At 69.9% G+C, this 17,541-nt stretch carries 19 protein-coding genes; 2 read left to right on the plus strand and 17 right to left on the minus strand.

Features of this window, described 5'->3' with window-relative positions:
- Positions 1-98: 98 nt before the first annotated feature.
- Together ACW5EG_RS03220 and metF are read right to left on the minus strand one after the other, a co-directional pair.
- Positions 99-779 (minus strand): hypothetical protein, encoded by a 681-nt coding sequence (locus tag ACW5EG_RS03220; RefSeq protein ID WP_457017328.1) that lies wholly within the window; start codon positions 777-779, stop codon positions 99-101.
- 118 nt (positions 780-897) lie between these two features.
- The gene (metF, locus tag ACW5EG_RS03225; RefSeq protein ID WP_457017329.1) at positions 898-1,722 is read right to left on the minus strand and encodes a methylenetetrahydrofolate reductase [NAD(P)H]; all 825 of its coding nucleotides are present in this window, start codon (positions 1,720-1,722) and stop codon (positions 898-900) included.
- Between the two features lie 127 nt (positions 1,723-1,849).
- Here metF and ACW5EG_RS03230 point away from each other — a divergent pair, with 127 nt between their 5' ends.
- Positions 1,850-2,413, plus strand: a complete 564-nt coding sequence (locus tag ACW5EG_RS03230) for a DUF3228 family protein (protein ID WP_457017330.1) — start codon at positions 1,850-1,852, stop codon at positions 2,411-2,413.
- 2 nt (positions 2,414-2,415) lie between these two features.
- Here ACW5EG_RS03230 and pcaD read toward each other — a convergent pair whose 3' ends face one another.
- The 11 genes from pcaD to ACW5EG_RS03285 all read right to left on the minus strand — a co-directional run bounded on the left by pcaD (position 2,416) and on the right by ACW5EG_RS03285 (position 11,991).
- The gene (gene pcaD / locus ACW5EG_RS03235; protein WP_457020828.1) at positions 2,416-3,189 is read right to left on the minus strand and encodes a 3-oxoadipate enol-lactonase; all 774 of its coding nucleotides are present in this window, start codon (positions 3,187-3,189) and stop codon (positions 2,416-2,418) included.
- 3 nt (positions 3,190-3,192) lie between these two features.
- The gene (pcaF, locus tag ACW5EG_RS03240) at positions 3,193-4,398 is read right to left on the minus strand and encodes a 3-oxoadipyl-CoA thiolase (protein WP_457020829.1); all 1,206 of its coding nucleotides are present in this window, start codon (positions 4,396-4,398) and stop codon (positions 3,193-3,195) included.
- Complete coding sequence (locus ACW5EG_RS03245) at positions 4,395-5,048, minus strand: 3-oxoacid CoA-transferase subunit B (RefSeq protein ID WP_457017333.1); 654 nt, start codon at positions 5,046-5,048, stop codon at positions 4,395-4,397. The genes pcaF and ACW5EG_RS03245 overlap by 4 nt, the downstream gene beginning before the upstream one ends.
- A complete protein-coding gene (locus ACW5EG_RS03250; RefSeq protein WP_457017334.1) occupies positions 5,045-5,716 on the minus strand; it encodes a 3-oxoacid CoA-transferase subunit A in 672 nt (223 codons plus the stop codon). The genes ACW5EG_RS03245 and ACW5EG_RS03250 overlap by 4 nt, the downstream gene beginning before the upstream one ends.
- 49 nt (positions 5,717-5,765) lie before the next feature.
- The gene (benD, locus tag ACW5EG_RS03255; protein WP_457017335.1) at positions 5,766-6,539 is read right to left on the minus strand and encodes a benzoate diol dehydrogenase BenD; all 774 of its coding nucleotides are present in this window, start codon (positions 6,537-6,539) and stop codon (positions 5,766-5,768) included.
- A complete protein-coding gene (gene benC, locus ACW5EG_RS03260; protein WP_457020830.1) occupies positions 6,536-7,561 on the minus strand; it encodes a benzoate 1,2-dioxygenase electron transfer component BenC in 1,026 nt (341 codons plus the stop codon). Before benC ends, benD begins: the two co-directional genes overlap by 4 nt.
- A gap of 28 nt (positions 7,562-7,589) precedes the next feature.
- Positions 7,590-8,078 carry a benzoate 1,2-dioxygenase small subunit gene (benB, locus tag ACW5EG_RS03265; RefSeq protein WP_457020831.1) on the minus strand — a complete coding sequence of 163 codons (489 nt, stop codon included), beginning with the start codon at positions 8,076-8,078 and terminating at the stop codon, positions 7,590-7,592.
- Entirely contained in the window at positions 8,075-9,433 is a 1,359-nt protein-coding gene (locus ACW5EG_RS03270) for a Rieske 2Fe-2S domain-containing protein (RefSeq protein ID WP_457020832.1), read from the minus strand. The genes benB and ACW5EG_RS03270 overlap by 4 nt, the downstream gene beginning before the upstream one ends.
- A gap of 72 nt (positions 9,434-9,505) precedes the next feature.
- On the minus strand, positions 9,506-10,444 hold the full coding sequence (gene catA, locus ACW5EG_RS03275; RefSeq protein WP_457020833.1) for a catechol 1,2-dioxygenase: 939 nt from the start codon (positions 10,442-10,444) through the stop codon (positions 9,506-9,508).
- A gap of 64 nt (positions 10,445-10,508) precedes the next feature.
- Complete coding sequence (gene catC / locus ACW5EG_RS03280) at positions 10,509-10,799, minus strand: muconolactone Delta-isomerase (RefSeq protein ID WP_457017340.1); 291 nt, start codon at positions 10,797-10,799, stop codon at positions 10,509-10,511.
- A gap of 4 nt (positions 10,800-10,803) precedes the next feature.
- A complete protein-coding gene (locus tag ACW5EG_RS03285; protein ID WP_457020834.1) occupies positions 10,804-11,991 on the minus strand; it encodes a muconate/chloromuconate family cycloisomerase in 1,188 nt (395 codons plus the stop codon).
- A gap of 146 nt (positions 11,992-12,137) precedes the next feature.
- Between ACW5EG_RS03285 and ACW5EG_RS03290 the strand changes: the two genes are divergently transcribed.
- On the plus strand, positions 12,138-13,106 hold the full coding sequence (locus ACW5EG_RS03290) for a LysR family transcriptional regulator (RefSeq protein ID WP_457020835.1): 969 nt from the start codon (positions 12,138-12,140) through the stop codon (positions 13,104-13,106).
- Positions 13,107-13,266: 160 nt separating this feature from the next.
- Here ACW5EG_RS03290 and ACW5EG_RS03295 read toward each other — a convergent pair whose 3' ends face one another.
- Genes ACW5EG_RS03295 through ACW5EG_RS03310 form a run of 4 tightly spaced genes read right to left on the minus strand, consistent with a single transcriptional unit; the run spans position 13,267 to position 17,480 of the window.
- Entirely contained in the window at positions 13,267-14,043 is a 777-nt protein-coding gene (locus ACW5EG_RS03295) for a DUF2894 domain-containing protein (RefSeq protein WP_457020836.1), read from the minus strand.
- Complete coding sequence (locus tag ACW5EG_RS03300; protein ID WP_457020837.1) at positions 14,033-14,683, minus strand: OmpA family protein; 651 nt, start codon at positions 14,681-14,683, stop codon at positions 14,033-14,035. Before ACW5EG_RS03300 ends, ACW5EG_RS03295 begins: the two co-directional genes overlap by 11 nt.
- Positions 14,680-16,776: a DUF802 domain-containing protein gene (locus ACW5EG_RS03305; protein WP_457020838.1), complete on the minus strand. Its 2,097-nt coding sequence runs from the start codon at positions 16,774-16,776 to the stop codon at positions 14,680-14,682. The genes ACW5EG_RS03300 and ACW5EG_RS03305 overlap by 4 nt, the downstream gene beginning before the upstream one ends.
- Positions 16,773-17,480 carry a DUF3348 family protein gene (locus ACW5EG_RS03310; protein ID WP_457020839.1) on the minus strand — a complete coding sequence of 236 codons (708 nt, stop codon included), beginning with the start codon at positions 17,478-17,480 and terminating at the stop codon, positions 16,773-16,775. The genes ACW5EG_RS03305 and ACW5EG_RS03310 overlap by 4 nt, the downstream gene beginning before the upstream one ends.
- Positions 17,481-17,541: the final 61 nt, after the last annotated feature.

Consider the following 17,541-nt stretch of genomic DNA (forward strand, 5'->3'; position numbering starts at 1 on the left):
AGCGCCTCGATACGTTTGAAACCGTCATTCTGCCCGATCGCGGCGTATCGCCGTGCATCGCGCCTCCGGGCCACGTGGAAAGGGCGTCGCGATGCGCGCTACAGGCTCACCCACCAGCAGTCCAGGTGGCGGCGCAGCGACAGCACCGTCTGCATCGGGGTGATGCGGCCGCGCATGCTCTGCTCGACCACGAGTCCGGTCGGGGCACGTCGCGCGCTGTTGTTGCGCCCGGCCGCCGCCACGACCGACGGCGGCAGTTCCGCCTCAGGTGCCGCCGCTGCGGTCGTCTCCGGCGTGAGGCCCGGATTCTGCGCCATCGCCGCCCGGTCCGCGGTGCGCCAGGTCAGCGCCCCGGCGGCGGCGGTGTCGTCCGGCGCGCGGGCCGGCGCGTGCGGCTGCACGGGCACGATGCCGACCAGGGGACGATTCACGATGCCGTCCAGCCGGCCCATGATCGCGTGGGCGCCGCGTGTCGAGGTGCCGGGCCAGTGGTAGATGCCGGCCAGCCGGTTCACGTCGCGGTTGTCGATGGACGCGGTCAGCTCGAACACCAGGTCCTGCAGGTTGCGGCTGCAGTCGCGGCGGATCAGCCGCCCGCCCTGCTGCACCATGCTCTGGCGCGGGGCGCGCTCGGTGGCGCCGAGGTCGCTGCACTGGCGGTCGGTGTAGACGTGGCCGCCGTCTGCGGTCACGCAGCGGCGGATCTGCGCCTGCGCTTGGACGCCGGCCAGCGCGGCGGAGGCAAGGAGGGCGAGGCAGACGAGGAGAACGGGACGCATCGGGCCAGCCTAGCGCCGGCGCCGGAATGCGGGAAGGGCAGGCCGTCGCGCATTCAGCGGCGTGCCGGCACCGCCCCGCGCAGCGCCTGGGCGCAAGCGCCTGCGCCCAGGCGCTGCCTCATCCCAGTCGCGCGAGCACGGCCTGGGTGGGGCGGGCGAGATTGAGCGTGTAGAAGTGCAGTGCCGGCGCGCCGCCGGCGACCAGGCGCTCGCACAGGCGCGCGACGACGTCGGCACCGAACTCGCGGATGCTGTCGGCGTCGTCGCCCAGGGCCTGCATCTTGCGGGTGATCCAGCGCGGGATCTCGGCGCCGCACTGCTCGGAGAAGCGGCGCAGCTGGGCGAAGTTCGAGATCGGCATGATGCCGGGCACGATCGGCACCTCCACCCCGAGCGCGCGCACCGCGTCGACGAAGTGGAAATAGGCGTCGGAGTTGTAGAAATACTGCGTGATCGCCGCATTGGCGCCGGCGTCGACCTTGGTCTTGAAATGGCGCAGGTCGGCGAGCGCATCCTCGGCCTGCGGATGCGTCTCGGGATAGGCGCCGACCTCGATGTGGAAGTGGTCGCCGTGTTCGCCGCGGATGAAGGCGATCAGGTCCGAGGCGTAGCGCAGGTCGCCGGGCTGGCCCATGCCCGAGGGCAGGTCGCCGCGCAGCGCGACGATGCGGCGGCAGCCGAGTTCGCGGTATCTGTGCAGGAGTGCGGCGATCTCCGCGCGGGTGCCGCCGACGCAGGACAGGTGCGGCGCGGCATCGAGCCCGTGTGTCTCCAGCAGGCACTGCACGGTATCGGCGGTGTAGCTGAGCGTCGAGCCGCCGGCACCGAACGTGCACGACACGTACTCGGGCGCGTGCGCCTTGAGCCTGCCGACGGTGCGGTCGAGCTGTGCACGCTGTTCGTCGGTCTTGGGCGGATAGAACTCGAAGCTGATCGGAGTCATTGTTCGGCGCGGCCCGGCGGAGTCGGCGGATTATATCTCTATATCGCGATGGATGAGTAGAGATGGCAGATGCCAAGGACATGGCCGGGTAAGCTGCCCGCCTTTATCCGCGATGCCGCCTTTCCGCATGCAAATCACCCTCACCCCCTTCGCCCGTGCCCGCCTGTTCCCGCGCCAGCGGCGCGGCAACGCCGTCCAGGACTGCACCCCGCAGGAGTTCGAGCGACGCCTCAACGACGAGCCGCCGCTGCAGGTGCTCGAGGGCTACGCACCCTTCTGCCGCCTGCATGTGCACCGCAACTGGACCTCCACGCGCTGCCTGACGGTGCCGGTCGAGGATGCCAACCGCCACCTGCTGCGCTCGGCCTACGAGGCGCGCACGAAGGCCGAACTGCCGGTGCTGGTGCGCTGGTTCGAAGGCGTGGAGTCGCCGGTGGCGGGGTACCTCGTGGTCATCCTCTACAGCGCCGAGCAGCTGGCGAAGGAGGACGCGCCGATCGACGGCGACTGGGGCATCGTCGGCTGTCTGTACACCGCGACGCCCGAGGAAATCCCCATGGCGCCGGTCACCATGATGCGCAATGCATTGGGCGTGGACGAGGGTGGCTCGGGCGTGCCGCTGGACCGCGCGGCGTACGCGCGCAGCGTTGCGTTCTGGGAGGCCAACGCCAACTGGCGGCCACCGGCCTGAGCTCAGCGCAGGAAGTCGAGCAACAGCGCGTTGAACGCGGACGCGGATTCGATGTTGACGATATGGCGGCCGGGCAGGGCGACGTGCCTGCCGTTGGCGACGCCGTCGGCGATGGCCTGCAGCTCGGCGGGCGGGCAGACCGGGTCGTCGTCGCCGGATACCGCCAGCAGCGGCCGTTCGATCCGCGCGATGTCGCCGCGCAGGTCCGCTTCGGCGAGCGCAGCGCAGCAGCCGATGTAGGCCTCGGCCGAGACTTCCGTGAAACGCTTGAGGATTGCCTCGACCGCGTCCGGGTGCGCGGCGATGAAGCCGGGCGTGAACCAGCGTTCGGCGGTCGCGCTGATGACCGGCGCCAGTCCGCCGGCCTGTACCTGGGCAATGCGTGCGTTCCAGCCCTCGGCCGTGCCGATCCGGGAAGCGGTGGCGCATACGACCAGCCGGTCGATCCGTTCGCCGGCGTGGACGCCCAGCCACTGCCCGACCAGGCCGCCGATCGACAGCCCGCAGAAGTGCGTGCGTTCGATGCCCAGCGCATCCAGCAGCGCCAGCGCGTCGCCGCCAAGTTCGGCCAGCGTGTAGGGCGGCGGCGGCGCGGACGAGGCGCCGTGCCCGCGGCGGTCGTAGCGCAGCACGCGGAAGTGCTCCGACAGGGCCGCGGCCTGCGCGTCCCACATCTGCAGGTCGGTGCCCAGCGAGTTGCACAGCAGCAGCCACGGGCCGGCGCCGCCGTCGATGCGGTAGTGCAGGCGATGCCTGGGCAGGTCGAGGAAAGACACGGCTCAGACCCGCTCGACCGCCAGCGCCAGGCCCATGCCGACGCCGATGCACAGCGTGGCCAGGCCGCGCCGCCCGCCGCTGCGCTCGAGCTGGTGGACCAGGGTCAGCGCCAGGCGCGCGCCGCTCATGCCCAGTGGATGGCCAAGCGCGATGGCGCCGCCGTTGGCGTTGACCTGCGGCGCGTTGTCCGGCAGGCCGAGCGCGCGCAGCACGGCCAGCGACTGGCTGGCGAAGGCCTCGTTGAGCTCGATCGCGTCGAAGTCGGCGATCTCCAGACCCAGGCGCGCCATCAGCTTGCGCGTGGCCGGCTCCGGGCCCATGCCCATCACCCGCGGCTCGACGCCGGCGGACGCCATGCCGAGGATGCGGGCGCGCGGCGTCAGGCCGAACGCCTTGACCGCCGCTTCGCTGGCGACGACCAGCGCGGCCGCGCCGTCGTTGATGCCTGATGCATTGCCGGCGGTGACCGTGCCCTCCGGAAACAGCGGGCGCAGCTTCGCCAACGCCTCGGCGGTGCTGCCTGCGCGCGGATGCTCGTCGACAGTGAACTCGACGGTCTCGCCGCGCTTCGCGCCGGGCACCGTCACCGGCACCATTTCCTCGGCGTAGAAGCCGGAGGCCTGCGCGGCGGCGGCGCGCTGCTGGCTGCGCAGGGCGAACGCGTCCTGATCCTCGCGCGTGATGCCGTGCTCGCGCGCCACGTTCTCGCCGGTCTGCGGCATGCTCTCGGTGCCATGCAACTCTTGCAGCCGCGGGTTGACGAAGCGCCAGCCCATGGTGGTGTCTTCCAGCTGCTGGCCACGGCCGAACGCCGTGTCCGGCTTGCCGATGACAAACGGCGCGCGCGTCATCGACTCTACGCCGCCGGCGATGGCCAGCGACAGGTCACCGCTGCGGATGCCGCGCGCGGCCTGGCCCACTGCTTCCAGGCCCGAGGCGCACAGGCGGTTGAGCGTCACCCCCGGCACCTGGACCGGCAGCCCGGCCAGCAGCAGGCTCATGCGCGCGACGTTGCGGTTGTCCTCGCCGGCCTGGTTGGCGCAGCCGTAGAAGACGTCCTCGATCGCGGATGGATCGAGGTTGGGGTTTCGCGCCAGCAGCGCGCGCAGCGGAACCGCACCCAGGTCGTCGGCACGGATCGCGGACAGCCCGCCGCCGTAGCGGCCGATGGGCGTGCGTACCGCGTCGCAGATGAAGGCTTCGCTCATGTCGTTTCTCCTTCGGCCATCTCCAGAGGCAGGCCGGTCATCTTTCGCAGGTCGTCGAGGCTCACGCCCTCGACCAGCTCGAGCACGCTTGCGCCGTCGCGGCCCACGGCAATCACGCCGACGTCGGTGTAGACGCGGGAGACGCAGCGCAGGCCGGTGAGCGGATAGCTGCATTCGGCGACCAGCTTGCTGTCACCATGCTTGGTCAGCAGGTCCATCATCACGAACACCTGCTTGGCGCCGATGGCGAGGTCCATCGCGCCGCCGACCGCGGGAATCGCACCGGGCGCGCCGGTGCTCCAGTTCGCCAGGTCGCCGTGCACCGACACCTGGAACGCGCCGAGCACGCAGATGTCGAGGTGGCCGCCGCGCATCATCGCGAACGAATCGGCGTGGTGGAAGAACGCGCCGCCGGTGAGCAGCGTCACCGGCTGCTTGCCGGCGTTGATCAGCTCCGGATCCTCCTCGCCGGGCGCCGGTGCCGGGCCCATGCCGAGCAGGCCGTTCTCGCTCTGCAGGAAGATTTCCTTGTCCTTGGGCAGGTAGTTGGCGACCGTCGTGGGCAGGCCGATGCCGAGGTTGACGTAGGCGCCCTCGTGGATGTCGCGGGCGACGCGCGCGGCCATCTGTTCGCGGCTCAGTCCGTTCATGCGGCAACTCCCACCTGGACCACGCGCTGCACGAAGATGCCGGGCGTGATGATGTGTTCGGGATCGAGCGCGCCCAGCGGCACCACCTCGCTCACCTGGACCACCGCGGTCGCCGCGGCCATGGCCATGATCGGACCGAAGTTGCGCGCGGTCTTGCGGTAGACCAGGTTGCCCCAGCGGTCGCCCTGCTGCGCCTTGATCAGGGCGAAGTCGGCGTGGATCGGATACTCGAGCACGTACTGCCTGCCGTTGATCTCGCGGGTTTCCTTGCCTTCCGCCAGGTCGGTGCCGTAGCCGGTCGGGGTGAAGATCGCGCCCAGGCCCTGTCCCGCGGCCTGGATGCGCGCGGCGAGGTTGCCCTGCGGCACCAGCTCCAGTTCGATCTCTCCGGCGTGGTAGGCCTTGTCGAAGTGCCAGGAGTCGCTCTGGCGCGGGAACGAGCACACCACCTTGCGCACGCGCCGGTTGGCGATCAGCGCGGCCAGCCCGGCGTCGCCGTTGCCGGCGTTGTTGTTGACGATGGTCAGCTCACGCGCGCCGTGGTCGATCAGCGCGTCAATCAGTTCGTCGGGCATGCCCGCCGTGCCGAAGCCGCCGACCATGACGGTTGCCCCGTCGGGGATATCGGCCACTGCGGACTGCAGGGTCCAGGTCGTCTTGTCGATCATGGCTGTCTTGCCTCTGCTGTCGGTGGGGCTTCGGGCGATGCGGCGATGTTCATCCCAGATCGCCGCCTGCCACCGGCAGCACGCTGCCGGTGATGTAGGACGCCTCGTCGGAAGCCAGGAACAGGATGGGCGCGGCCTGCTCTTCGATGCTGCCGTAGCGCTTGAGCAGGCTGGACGCCTTGACCTGCTCCACCACCTCGGCCATCCACCCCCGTTCGGCATCGGTATCGCCGGCGGCGTTGCGCGGGATCCGTCGCGGTGGTGCCTCGGTGCCGCCGGGCGCGGTCGCGACCACGCGGATGCCGCGCTGCGCGACCTCCATCGCCAGCGATTGGGTGATCGCGTTGATCCCGCCCTTCGCCGCCGAGTAGGGCACGCGGTGGATGCCACGCGTGGCGTTCGACGACACGTTGACGATGGTGCCGCCGCCGCGCGCGAACAGGTGCGGCAGCACTGCGTGGCAGCAGTACAGCGTGGGCATCAGCGAGCGGCGGATCTCCGCGTCGATGTGGTCCGGTTCGAACTCCGCGTAGGGACGCATGCGGATCGCGCCGCCGACGTTGTTCACCAGGATGTCGATCCCGCCGAAGCTTGCCGCGGCGAAGGCCATCGCCGCTTCGGCGCCAGCATGCGTCTCCAGGTCTGCCTCGAACGCTGCGCTTTCGCCCTGCGCCTCGGCAGCCACTTCGGAGACGAAGTCCGCGCGATCCACGAACACGACCTTGCCGCCCTCGGCCGCGGCGCGCAGCGCGACCGCGCGACCGATGCCCTGGGCCGCGCCGGTGACCACCAGCACCCTGCCGGCGAAACGGAGCGTGTTCATGCGGCCTTGTCCCGCGCCGGCGCGTTCGGCGTGAACTTCTCGTAGTGGAAGCTGGCCGGCTTCACCCCGGTCTCGTCGAAATGCCGGCGCACCGCGTCGACCATTGGCGGCGGGCCGCACAGGTACACGTCGACGTTGCCGCCGTGCAGCACGTCCGCCGGCATGTGCTGGGTGACCCAGCCCTTGCGCGGATGGCTGCTGGCCTCGTCGGCGATCACGGTGGTGAAGCTGAAGCCCGGCAGCCTTGCCGCATAGGCCTCGAGTTGTTCGACCAGCACCAGGTCGCTGTCGCGGGTCACGCCGTAGATCAGGTGCGCCGGCTGCGATGAACCGGACCGCAGCATCGCCTCCAGCATCGACAGGAACGGCGCCAGTCCGGTGCCGCCGGCGAGGAACAGCAGCGGGCGTTCGACCTTGCGCAGGTAGAAGCTGCCAAGGGGGCCGGTCAGCTCCAGCGCCTGGCCAGGCTGCACCGTGCCGAGCCATTCGCTCATCAGGCCACCGGCAATGCGCTTGATCAGGAAGCCGATGCGGCGTTCACCCGGTGCCGAACTGAAGCTGTAGGAGCGGGACTGGCCGCTGCCGGGCACTTCGATGTGGACATACTGGCCCGGCAGGAACACCGGCGCGACGTCCGCCACGTCCAGCTCCAGCACGATTGCCGCATCGTTGTGCTGCTCGACCCGCGTCACGGTCGCGCCGAACTTCGCGTTGCCGGTCTTGCAGGCGGTGGAGTCTGCAGGCACCGAGATCACGCAGTCCGACGCGGGCACCATCTGGCAGGTCAGTACCATGCCGGCCTGCTTCTCGCCCTCGCTGAGCGCGTCCTCGATATAGTCGTCGCCCAGGTCATAGCTGCCGCTCTCGGCGTGACACTTGCAGGTGCCGCACACGCCGTCGGAGCAGTCCATCGGCAGGTTGATCCGGCTGCGGTACGCGGCATCCAGCACCTTCTCGCCTTCATGGCACTCGATGAAGCGGGTGACGCCGTCCTCGAAGTTCAAAGCGATCTGGTAACTCATGGGCTCTCCAGGCGGGCAGCGACGCCGGTCAGACGTGGTAGATGTCGATGACCTGGCGGATGTAGTCGTTCTTCAGCACGATCTTCTTGCTGCCGATCAGGAACCCGTCGCCTGCCTTGCGCAGGGTCAGGAACATGGTCCCGAAGTACTGGTCGGTGGCCTTGTAGCGATGGCTGAGGGTGTGGAAGTTGTAGCGGACGTCGACCTCGTCACCGCGTTCGGCCAGCACCTCGACGTTGTGCACGCCGTGGCTGGTGCGCGGTTCGGGCATGGACGCGCTGGAGCGTTCGGTCTTGATGCGGAAGATGCGGTCTTCCAGGCCGGAACGATCCGGGTAGTAGATCAGCGAGATCTGCGACTGCGGATCCTCGGTGATCTGGTCGTCGTCATCCCAGGCGGGCATCCAGTAGCTGGCGTCCTCGGCGTAGGTCGCCAGCCATTCGTCCCATTGGCGCTCGTCGAGCAGGCGCGCTTCGCGGTAGAGGAAGGCGCAGATCTTCGGATAGTCGGCGCTCATGCCGGCACCTCGTCGCGCTGCCGCTGCAGCGCGTCGCGCATGACCTTTACCCAGTACTCGTGCTGGCGCACGAACAGGCCCTCGTCCTCGCTGCGTTCGCCCGACAGCGTGGGCTTGAGGCCCATGCGCCTGGCGTTCTCGTCCGGGCCGTCGATCCACAGCGGCGCGCCGCGACTCATGTCGTTCCACAGCGCGGTGGTGGCGGCATAGCCGGCCTGGCAGGCGCGGAACTCCTCCAGGTCATCGGCGGTGCCCATGCCTGAGACGTTGAAGAAGTCCTCGTACTGGCGGATGCGCGTGGCGCGATCCTCGGCGCTCTCGCCCTTGGGCGCGAAGCAGAAGATGCTGACCTCGGTCTGGTCGACGCTGATCGGGCGCACCACCCTGATCTGGGTCGAGAACTGGTCCATCAGGAACACGTTCGGATACAGGCACAGGTTGCGGGTCTGGTTGACGATGAAGTCGGCGCGTTCCTCGCCCACGCGCGCGCTGATTTCGTCGCGCCGTCCGTACACCGGCCGCACCTCCGGGTTCATCGTGCGCGTCCACAGCAGCATGTGGCCGTTCTCGAAGCCGTAGACGCCGGCCGTACTCTTGCTCCAGCTGTTGGCGTCGACGGCCTTGGTGCCCTCTTCGCTGCGCCGGCTCATGGTCGCCGCATAGTTCCAGTGCACGCTGCTGACGTGGTAGCCGTCGCAGCCGTTCTCCATCTGCAGCTTCCAGTTGCCGTCGTAGACGTAGGAAGAATTGCCGCGCAGCACCTCCAGGCCATCGGGGGACTGGTCGACGATCTGGTCGATGATGACCCGGGTCTCGCCGAGGTAATCCTCCAGCGGCGCGACGTCCGGATTGAGGCTGCCGAACAGAAATCCACGGTAGTTCTGGAAGCGGGCGACGCGGCGCAGGTCGTGCGAGCCTTCCTGGTTGAACTGCGGCGGGTACTGCGTGGTCTTCGCGTCCTTGACCTTGAGCAGCTTGCCGCTGTTGGCGAAGGTCCAGCCGTGGAACGGGCAGGTGAAGCTGCCCTTGTTGCCGTGCTTGCGCCGGCACAGCATGGCGCCCTTGTGCGCGCAGGCGTTGATCACCGCATGCAGCTCGCCGGCCTTGTCGCGGGTGACGATGATCGGCTGGCGGCCGATATGGGTGGTGTAGTAGTCGTTGTTGTCCGGGATCTGGCTTTCGTGCGCCAGGTAGACCCAGTTGCCCTCGAAGATGGCCTCCATCTCGAGTTCGAACAGATCGGCATTGGTGAAGATGTCGCGGCGGCAGCGGAACACGCCTGCGTCCTTGTCGTCCTGCACCGCGGTGGCGAGCAGGCGGTCGAGCTCCTGGGTGTTGTCGATGACGGCGGACATGACAGGTCTCCCGATGGGGGTTCGATGTCGCCCGGAACGGGCGGCGGATGCGGCGGAGGCGCGGGGCCACGGTCAGGCGGCGGCGCGCACCCGGAGGTCGTTGATCTGGTTGTCGACGCCGTCGACCAACGCGGTCACGGTGAAGTCGAATGCGATCTCGGCGAAGGGCCCATCCATGCCGGCCTCGCGGATGGTGTCGGCATCGCTGTGTTCGACGGCTTCGGCCACCAGGTCGTCGCGGGTGGCGTAGGCGAAGTCGTCGTTCACCAGCGGATCGCCGGCCAGGTTGATCTGGGTGGTCAGCTTGCGGTGGCCGTCGGCGGTGATGAAGAAGTGGATGTGCGCCGGGCGCAGGCCGTGCCGGCCGAGCGAGGACAGCAGCTGCTCGGTCGGGCTGCCCGGTGGCACGCCATAGCCGCTGGGCACGATGCTGCGGAAGCGGTAGCGCCCCTGGTCGTCTGCGACGATGGTGCGGCGCATGTTGAACGGCGCCTGCCTGCCGGTCGGATCGAAGTGCGAATAGAAGCCGCGGGTATCGCAGTGCCAGACCTCGACCGTGGCGCCGGGCAGGGGACTGCCGTCGGGCGCGCGCACCGTGCCGTGCATCACCAGCGGCTGGCCGTCGGTGTCGCTGCCGTCATCCAGGCGCGCGAAGCCCTGTTCGACCGGCGCGCCGGCCACGTACAGCGGGCCTTCGATGGTGCGCGGCGTGCAGCCGCTGACGCCGGCCTGTGCGTCGATCGCGTCCAGGCGCATGTCGAGGAAGTGGTCCAGGCCCAGGCCGGGGGAGATCAGACCCGCCTGTCCGGCAGCGCCGAGCGCGTTGAGCCAGGCGATGCCGGTCCAGTATTCGTCGGGCGTGATGTCGAGATCGTCGATCGCCCGGAACAGGTCCGACATCAGGCGATGGATGATCTGCTTGCTGCGCGGGTCGCCGCCGTCCTTGTCCAGTCCGCTGACGGTTTTCAGGAAGTCCTGGACTTCAGGCGTATCGAAGATCTTGACGCTCATGGTGCCGCTCCTGTCGTGGTTGCGTTGGCTGCCCGGTGAGCCCGGGCTGCGTGGCGGAAGTCTGCTAGCGGTCGTCCTCGCGGATCGACGAGGGGTGCCGGCACAGCGGCGCCACCGAGATGTCCATGTACGGAAACAGCGGCAGGCCGGTGAGCAGCTCGTGCAGCTCCTGGTTGTCGGCGACGTCGAAGACGCTGTAGTTGGCGAACTCGCCGGCGATGCGCCAGATGTGGCGCCACTTGCCGCTGCGCTGCAGCTGCTGCGAGTAGGCCTTTTCGGTTGCCTTGAGTTCGGCGGCCCGTGCCGGGTCCATGTCGACCGGCAGGTTCACGTCCATTCGCACATGGAAGAGCATGGCGTCAGTTCCCGGTTGCGGAAGGGGGGAGGGAGGTGGTCCGGCGCGACGCGTCGCGCCGGAAGAACTGCACGCGGTCCTCGTCCAGGGCGATGCCGAGGCCGGGGCCGTCGGGAACCGTCAGGTGGAAGTCGCTGTAGTCCAGCGGCGTGGCAAGGATTTCTTCGGTCAGCAGCAGCGGCCCGAACAGTTCGGTGCCCCACTGCAGGTTGGCGAAGGCGGCGAAGGCGTGCGCCGAGGCGATCGTGCCGACCGCACCTTCGAGCATCGTGCCGCCGTACAGTTCGATGCCGGCCGCGTCGGCGATCGCCGCCACCCGCAGCGCATTGAACAGGCCGCCGGACTGCTCGACCTTGACCGCGAACACGTCCGCGCCCGCCGCCTTCGCGATCGCGAACGCAGACTCCGGCCCGTGCAGCGATTCGTCGGCCATCAGCGCAAGCGGGAAGCGACGCATCAGGCGCGCCAGCCCGGCGGCGCTGGCCACCGGCTGTTCGACCAGCTCGCAGCCGGCGTCGGCCAGCGCGGCCATGCCCCAGGCGGCCCGGGTTTCGCTCCAGGCCATGTTGACGTCCACGCGCACCGCGGCGCGGTCGCCCAGCGCACGCTTGATGGCGGCGACGTGGGCGATGTCCTCGTCGATCGGCCTGGCGCCGATCTTGAGCTTGAAGACGTTGTGCCGGCGCAGGTCGAGCATGCGTTCGGCTTCGGCGATGTCGCGCGCGGTGTCGCCCGAGGCCAGCGTCCAGGCGACCGGCAGCCGCTCGCGACGGCGGCCGCCCAGCAGCTCGGACAGCGGCAGACCGGTGCGCTGGCCCTGGGCGTCGAGCAGGGCGGTCTCGACCGCACTCTTGGCGAAGCGGTTCTCCTTCACCGCGCGGCCCAGGCGCGCCATCAGCGCCTGCACCCGGCTCGCGTCCTGGCCGAGCAGGACCGGCGCGAAATAGGTGTCGACGGCCAGCTTCATGCCTTCCGGGCTCTCGCCGCCGTAGGCCAGCCCGCCGATGGTGGTGCCCTCGCCGACGCCGACCACGCCATCGGCGCAGTGGATGCGCACCAGCATCAGGGTCTGGCCGTCCATCGTCGCCACCGACAGCTTGTGGGGACGGATGGTGGGCAGGTCGATCAGGAGCGTCTCGATCCGCTCGATCGAATGGGCGCTGGACGGGACGGGGGTCAGGACTGCGTTCATGGCTGTTGTTATGCGCCGCCATGGATGGTGCGTCCAACACGATTTTCGTGTAATTCGATACCCTGAAGGTATGATTACGCCGTAACTATTGATTCCGTTGGGTTGTGCGGTCGCACAATTCGATCCATCGCCAGATCGAGACTGTCATGGACCTGCGGCAGCTCCGCTACTTCCTCGCCGTGGCCCGCGAGCGCAACTTCACCCGCGCCGCGGAAACGCTGCACATCGCGCAGCCGCCGCTGAGCCGCCAGATCCAGCTGTTGGAGGAAGAACTCGGCGTCCTGCTGATCTCCCGCAGCAGCCGCCCGCTGCGCCTGACCGACGCCGGCCGCCTGTTCCGCGAGCAGGCGCTGCAGATCCTCGGCCGCGTCGAGCAGATGAAGGCCGCGACGCAGCGCGTGGGCAAGAACGAACGCAGCGTGTTCACCATCGGCTTCGTCGCCTCGACCCTCTACGGCGGCCTGCCGATGCTGGTACGCAAGCTGCGCGAGCATGCGCCGGAGCTCGACATCAGGCTGCTGGAAATGATGTCGCTGCAGCAGATCGAGGCGCTCAAGGCCGGCCGCATCGATGTCGGCTTCGGCCGCGTGCGCAGCAATGATCCGGCGGTCGAGCGCATCGTGCTGCGCGAGGAGCGCCTGCTGCTGGCGATCCCGCCCGGCACGCCGCTGGACGCCAGCACCGATCCGGTCGCCATCGCCGACCTCGCCGGAACCCACCTGATCGTCTATCCGAAGGAACCGCGCCCGAGCTTCGCCGACCAGGTGCTGACCCTGCTGCACGACCACGGCGTGCGCCCGGCCGAGGTGCAGGAAGTGCGCGAACTGCAAACCGCGGTGGGGCTGGTCGCCGCCGAGGCCGGCGTCTGCGTCATTCCCGCGGCCGCGCGCTCGCTGCGCACCGACCTGCACTATCGGCTGATCGACGACGAGCGTGCGACCTCGCCGATCATCCTGAGCCATCGCGTAAACGATGGCTCGCGCCACGTCGAACTGGTCAAGCAGCTGCTGCGGGAGATCTACGCCGAGAAGCCGTCGTGGCTGGATGCCGCGCACAACCGCCTGCCCGAGCAGGCTGTGGAGGTGGCGCCGGAGCGTCCACGCCGGGGCGATTGAGACCGGCTTCGGCGCCGATATCGCCGCAGGCGTTGCAGCCGCTGTCGGCGGATATCCCCGGCACCGCCCTCGCCGGCGCTCACGCCACCGCCAAAAGGGCTGAGCGGGGTCATGCGTCGCGCGGCGTTCCGCCGCAGCGAGAACGACCTGCGGCACTGGCTCATGCTGGTCGCGGCCGACCGCGTGAACGTCGTCGAGGGGCTTTGCGAGGACGTGAAGCGTTCGCCGGTGAAGCTGGCCGCGGTGGGCGTGGGGATCGTGGCGCTGGTGTGGTGGCTGGCGTCGGACTGATCCGCTCCAGCCCCGCCAGCGCATCCGCGTAGCCCAGGAAGTGCTGCAGGTAATCCGGCGCGGTGTCGTGCATCAGCGCGATGGCGCGGTGCACCAGGACGGTGGAGTGCATGGGACCGGCATCCTCCGGGACGTCGGCCATGATGTGCTGCAGATGGCTGGCGGTGCGCAGGCGCGCCCAGGTCCGGCGGATGGCGTCCAGGGCCGGGAGTGACTGGAACCCGCCGTCGTCCGGGTCCTGCGCTTGGTTCGTCGCGCCGCTGGCCGCGATCGTGTCGGCGTCGCCGTCGACAGTTGATGTAGTGGCAGCGCTGTCCAGCGTCGCTGAATCGCCACGCATGGTCCGGATGCCGGACAGCCGCAGCACCAGTGCCGACAGCTCCGCCGTGGGTGAAGGGGGTTCGTCGAGTGCGGACGCGTCGCGGTCGGCTGGCGGGGCGTCGTCGTCGCCGGCCTGCGCAGGCAGATCCTGCTCCATGAGCAAGCGCAGCCTCGCGTCCAGCACGTCGCGCGCGCTCCCTTCCAGCCGAACGGCGCGTGCGGCGAGCGCCTCGATGCGATGCCAGCGCATCCCGTCCCGCTGCCCGATACCGCATCGGCGCCAGGCGTCGAGGAGTCCGACCAGATCGGGCAGGCTATCGGTCATCGTCCGCAGTGCCGTCCTGCTGCGGTCGCGGCATCGGCGCGATCTCGACGCGCCGGTTGCGCGCGCGGCCGGCTTCGTCCTGGTTGGAGCCAACCGGCTGCTGCGCGCCGAATGCCGCAGCAAAGATCGAATCGGCCGGCAGGCCGGCCTCGATCAGGGCGCGGGTGACGGTGAGCGCGCGCTGGGCGGACAGCTCCCAGTTGTCGGCATAGCGGCGATTGCTGCCGAGCACCGGGCGATCGTCGGTGAAGCCGCTCACCATCAGGATCTCCTCACGCGCGCCGAGGTAGTCGGCCAGGGGCGTCGCCAGTTCCACGAGCAGGTCGCGGCCTTCGTCCTGCAGTGCGTCGGAGTTGAGCGCGAACAGCACGTTGCCGCGGATCCCGATGCGTCCGTCGACCAGGGTGACGCGCCCGGCCGCGAGCGGCACCGCCAGCGCATGTTCCAGTGCCTGCCGCTGCGCGGCCGCGCGCGCCTGCTCGCGCTCGATCCCGTCCAGCTGCGCCGCCGTGTGCAGGTGCATGCCGACCACGCCCAGCAGGATCAGCACGAACACGCCCAGCATCACCGCCATCAGGTCGCCGAACGCGGCCCAGATGGTGGCGGTGTCGCCGTCGCCGGCATCGAGTCCGGCGCTCATGCCTCGGCGACCTGCCCGGCGTCGGCAACGCGCTGCAGCTCGGCGATGATCTGCTGCTGCGACAGCACGCTCAGCTCGACCACTTCGCGCGCCTGCGCCACGTAGTAGGCGAGCTGCTCGTCGCTGCGCGCAAGCGAGCCGTCGAGCGCGCCGGCGACCTGCTGCAGGCGTTCGAGCAGCGCCTCGTTGGCTTGCCCGAAGCTGTCCACCGCCGCGCCGAAAGCATCGCCCAGGCTGGCCACGTCGACCGCGCTGGCGGTGAGCTGGCCGGCGGCGGCATCCAGGCGTCCGGCTTCGGCATCGATGCGCTCGACCAGCTGCGTGCTGGTGCGTTCGAGCAGGTCGGCCGAGGTCGTGACCAGCGCATCCACCGCGGCGCGCTGCTCGCCCGAGGCGTGATTGACCGCGTCGAGCAGGGTTTCAAGCGTGGCCAGCAGGCGCGTGCGCTCTTCCAGCATCGCGGTGTCGCGCACCATGCTCTCCGACAGCGACTGGCGCAGCTCGCCGATGACCTCGGCGGCCGCGCGCGGGGCCTCGGATGCGGTCTCCACCAGGCGTGCGACCTCGGCGATGGTTGCACCGGCATGGGCCTGGGCCTGCGACGCGATTTCGCCAGCGGTGCGCTCCAGCGCGTCGCAGATGGCCTGCTGGCGGCTGGCGACCTGTTCACCTGTCAGCTCCCAGCGGCGCGCGAGTTCGCCGGTCATGGATTCGAGCGTGCCGGTCCAGGTGACCAGGCGTGCCTCGTCGCGCGAGGCGAGGGCGGCCTGCAGTTCATCGTGCGACTGCCGCAGGGTGCCGGCCAGTGCGGTGGCGTGCTGCTCGAAGCCGGTGGCGGCGATGGCCAATGCAGCTTCGTTGCGGGACGCCAGCGCGTCGTTCGCCGTCTGCTGGCGAGCAAGCGCCTGGGTCCACGCTCCGGCCACGGAGTCGCCCGCAGCGGCCAGGCGGGTGGCGACACCGTCCAGGAGTTCGGTGGCACGCTGCTCGTGCGCCTGGCTGGAGCGTTCGAGCGTGACGCGCAACTCGGACGCCAGGCCGGCGTTGGCGCGCTGCTGTTCGACCAGCGCTGCGCTCCAGCTGTCAGAGGCGCGGCTGCTCGCCGTCTCGAAGCCGGCGGTCAGGGCCTGCAGCTGCTGCTGCACGGCTTGGGCCACGGTCTCGCGCAGCGTCGCGGCCTCGCGCGCCATGCCGGCAAGCGTGGTTTCGATCGCGGGCTGCAGCGCGCCGGTCACCGCGCGGCTGCTTTCGGTCACGCTCGCTTCCAGCGATTGCCCGACCGACGCGGCCAGCTGCGTGTACGCGCGCCCGGCGTCCGCATGGAAATCGTCCTGGCGCGCCTGCAGCTGCGCGTTGGCCGAGGTGGCCTGCGCTTCGATGGCGACGCTCATGGCCTGCAGCCGGTCGACCAGCGCCGGCATCAGTTCGGTCTGCCGCTGCAGCAGGCGGAACGCCTCTTCGCGCTGGTGTCCCTGCGAGTGCAGGCGCAGCGGGCCGGCGATGGCGGCGTCCAGGCGCTGCACGACCTGCAGGCGTTCGCGCCGCACCAGGGTGGACAGCAGGCCCAGCGTCGCGGACGCGCCGACGCCCGCGATCGAGGTACCGAAGGCGAGCGCCAGCCCGCGCACGGGCGTGGCCAGTGAATCGCGGATGGCGGCGAGGTCGAGCGCACTGTCGAGCGCCATCCCGGTGCCGCGCAGCGTGGCCATCATGCCGAGCAGGGTGCCGAGCATGCCCAGCAGCACCAGCAGCGCGGCCAGCGAAGGCGCAAGCACCGGAGCGGGCAGCGCGGCGTTCCCGCCCGCGATGCGCAGCCGCACCGGATTGCGCAGGGACGGCTGCAGGCGGCCGAGCCAGGCCGTCAGGTCCGCAGCGGCCGTGTCTGCATCGTCCAGCGCCTGCGCCAGGCTTGCGCTGCCCTGGCGGTAGCGGTGCAGTTCCAGTGCGCCCGCCGCGTAGCAGGCAACGATCAGCCCGACCACGGCAATGCCCAGCAGGCTGCTGCCGAGATAGCCCGCGCCGATCCAGCCGACAACGATCAGGCCGGCGAGGAACACGATGGGCGCGAGGAAATCGAGGGGGCGTCGGGTCATGGCGTCGGATCAGTGGTGCGAAGCGCGGCAAGCAGCGCCTCGACGGGTGAGAAACGGACATCGAGTTCGGCGAGCAGCAGTTCGCGCATCTCGAGGCGGAAGCGGTCGAGCCAGGGTCGCGGCGGGGACGGCGTCGTGGCGTCCTGCGACGCAGCCGTTGCCTGCGCCTGCAGTCGTTCGAAATGCCGGCCGAGCAGGTCCGGCACGGTCGACAGCAGCGTATGTTCGCGCGGCCCCAGCACCTGCTCCATCGCCGCATCGACCTCGGCCAGCCGTGCGCCATCGGGTCGGGCCGCGAGCATGTCGCGCAGGCGCCCGCGCAGGCGGCCGGTGGCGGCGAGGATGGCGCGCTGGTGAGCGAGATGGCGTGCGCGCAACGGCGCGAAGTCCACCTTCGCTTCGGCTGGCATCTGGCCCGGCACCGCAAGCAGGGCATCGGACTGGATCGCCCCGCGCAGCTGCGCCCGTATCTGCACGCAGGCGGCGTCCTCTGCGGCATCGAAGCGCGGACCTTCGGTGGTTGCAGCCACCGCGCCATCGAGCGCGCCGGCCAGGGTCACCGCGCGCGGCCAGTCGATCCACTGCGCGAGCGTCGCGGCCAGTGGCGGGCCATCGCGGCCGCCAGCGCCAGCGCCCGCCACGCGCGCCAGCAGGCGCACGAATACCGGGCCGGCGGCCGGGGCCGGAGAGGACACGCTGGTCATGCAGTCGGGATCCTGAAAAAGAACCGGGCGCCATTCGGCGCCCGGTGTTGTGCCGCGCGTG

The sequence above is a fragment of the Luteimonas sp. A611 genome, assembly GCF_054072715.1.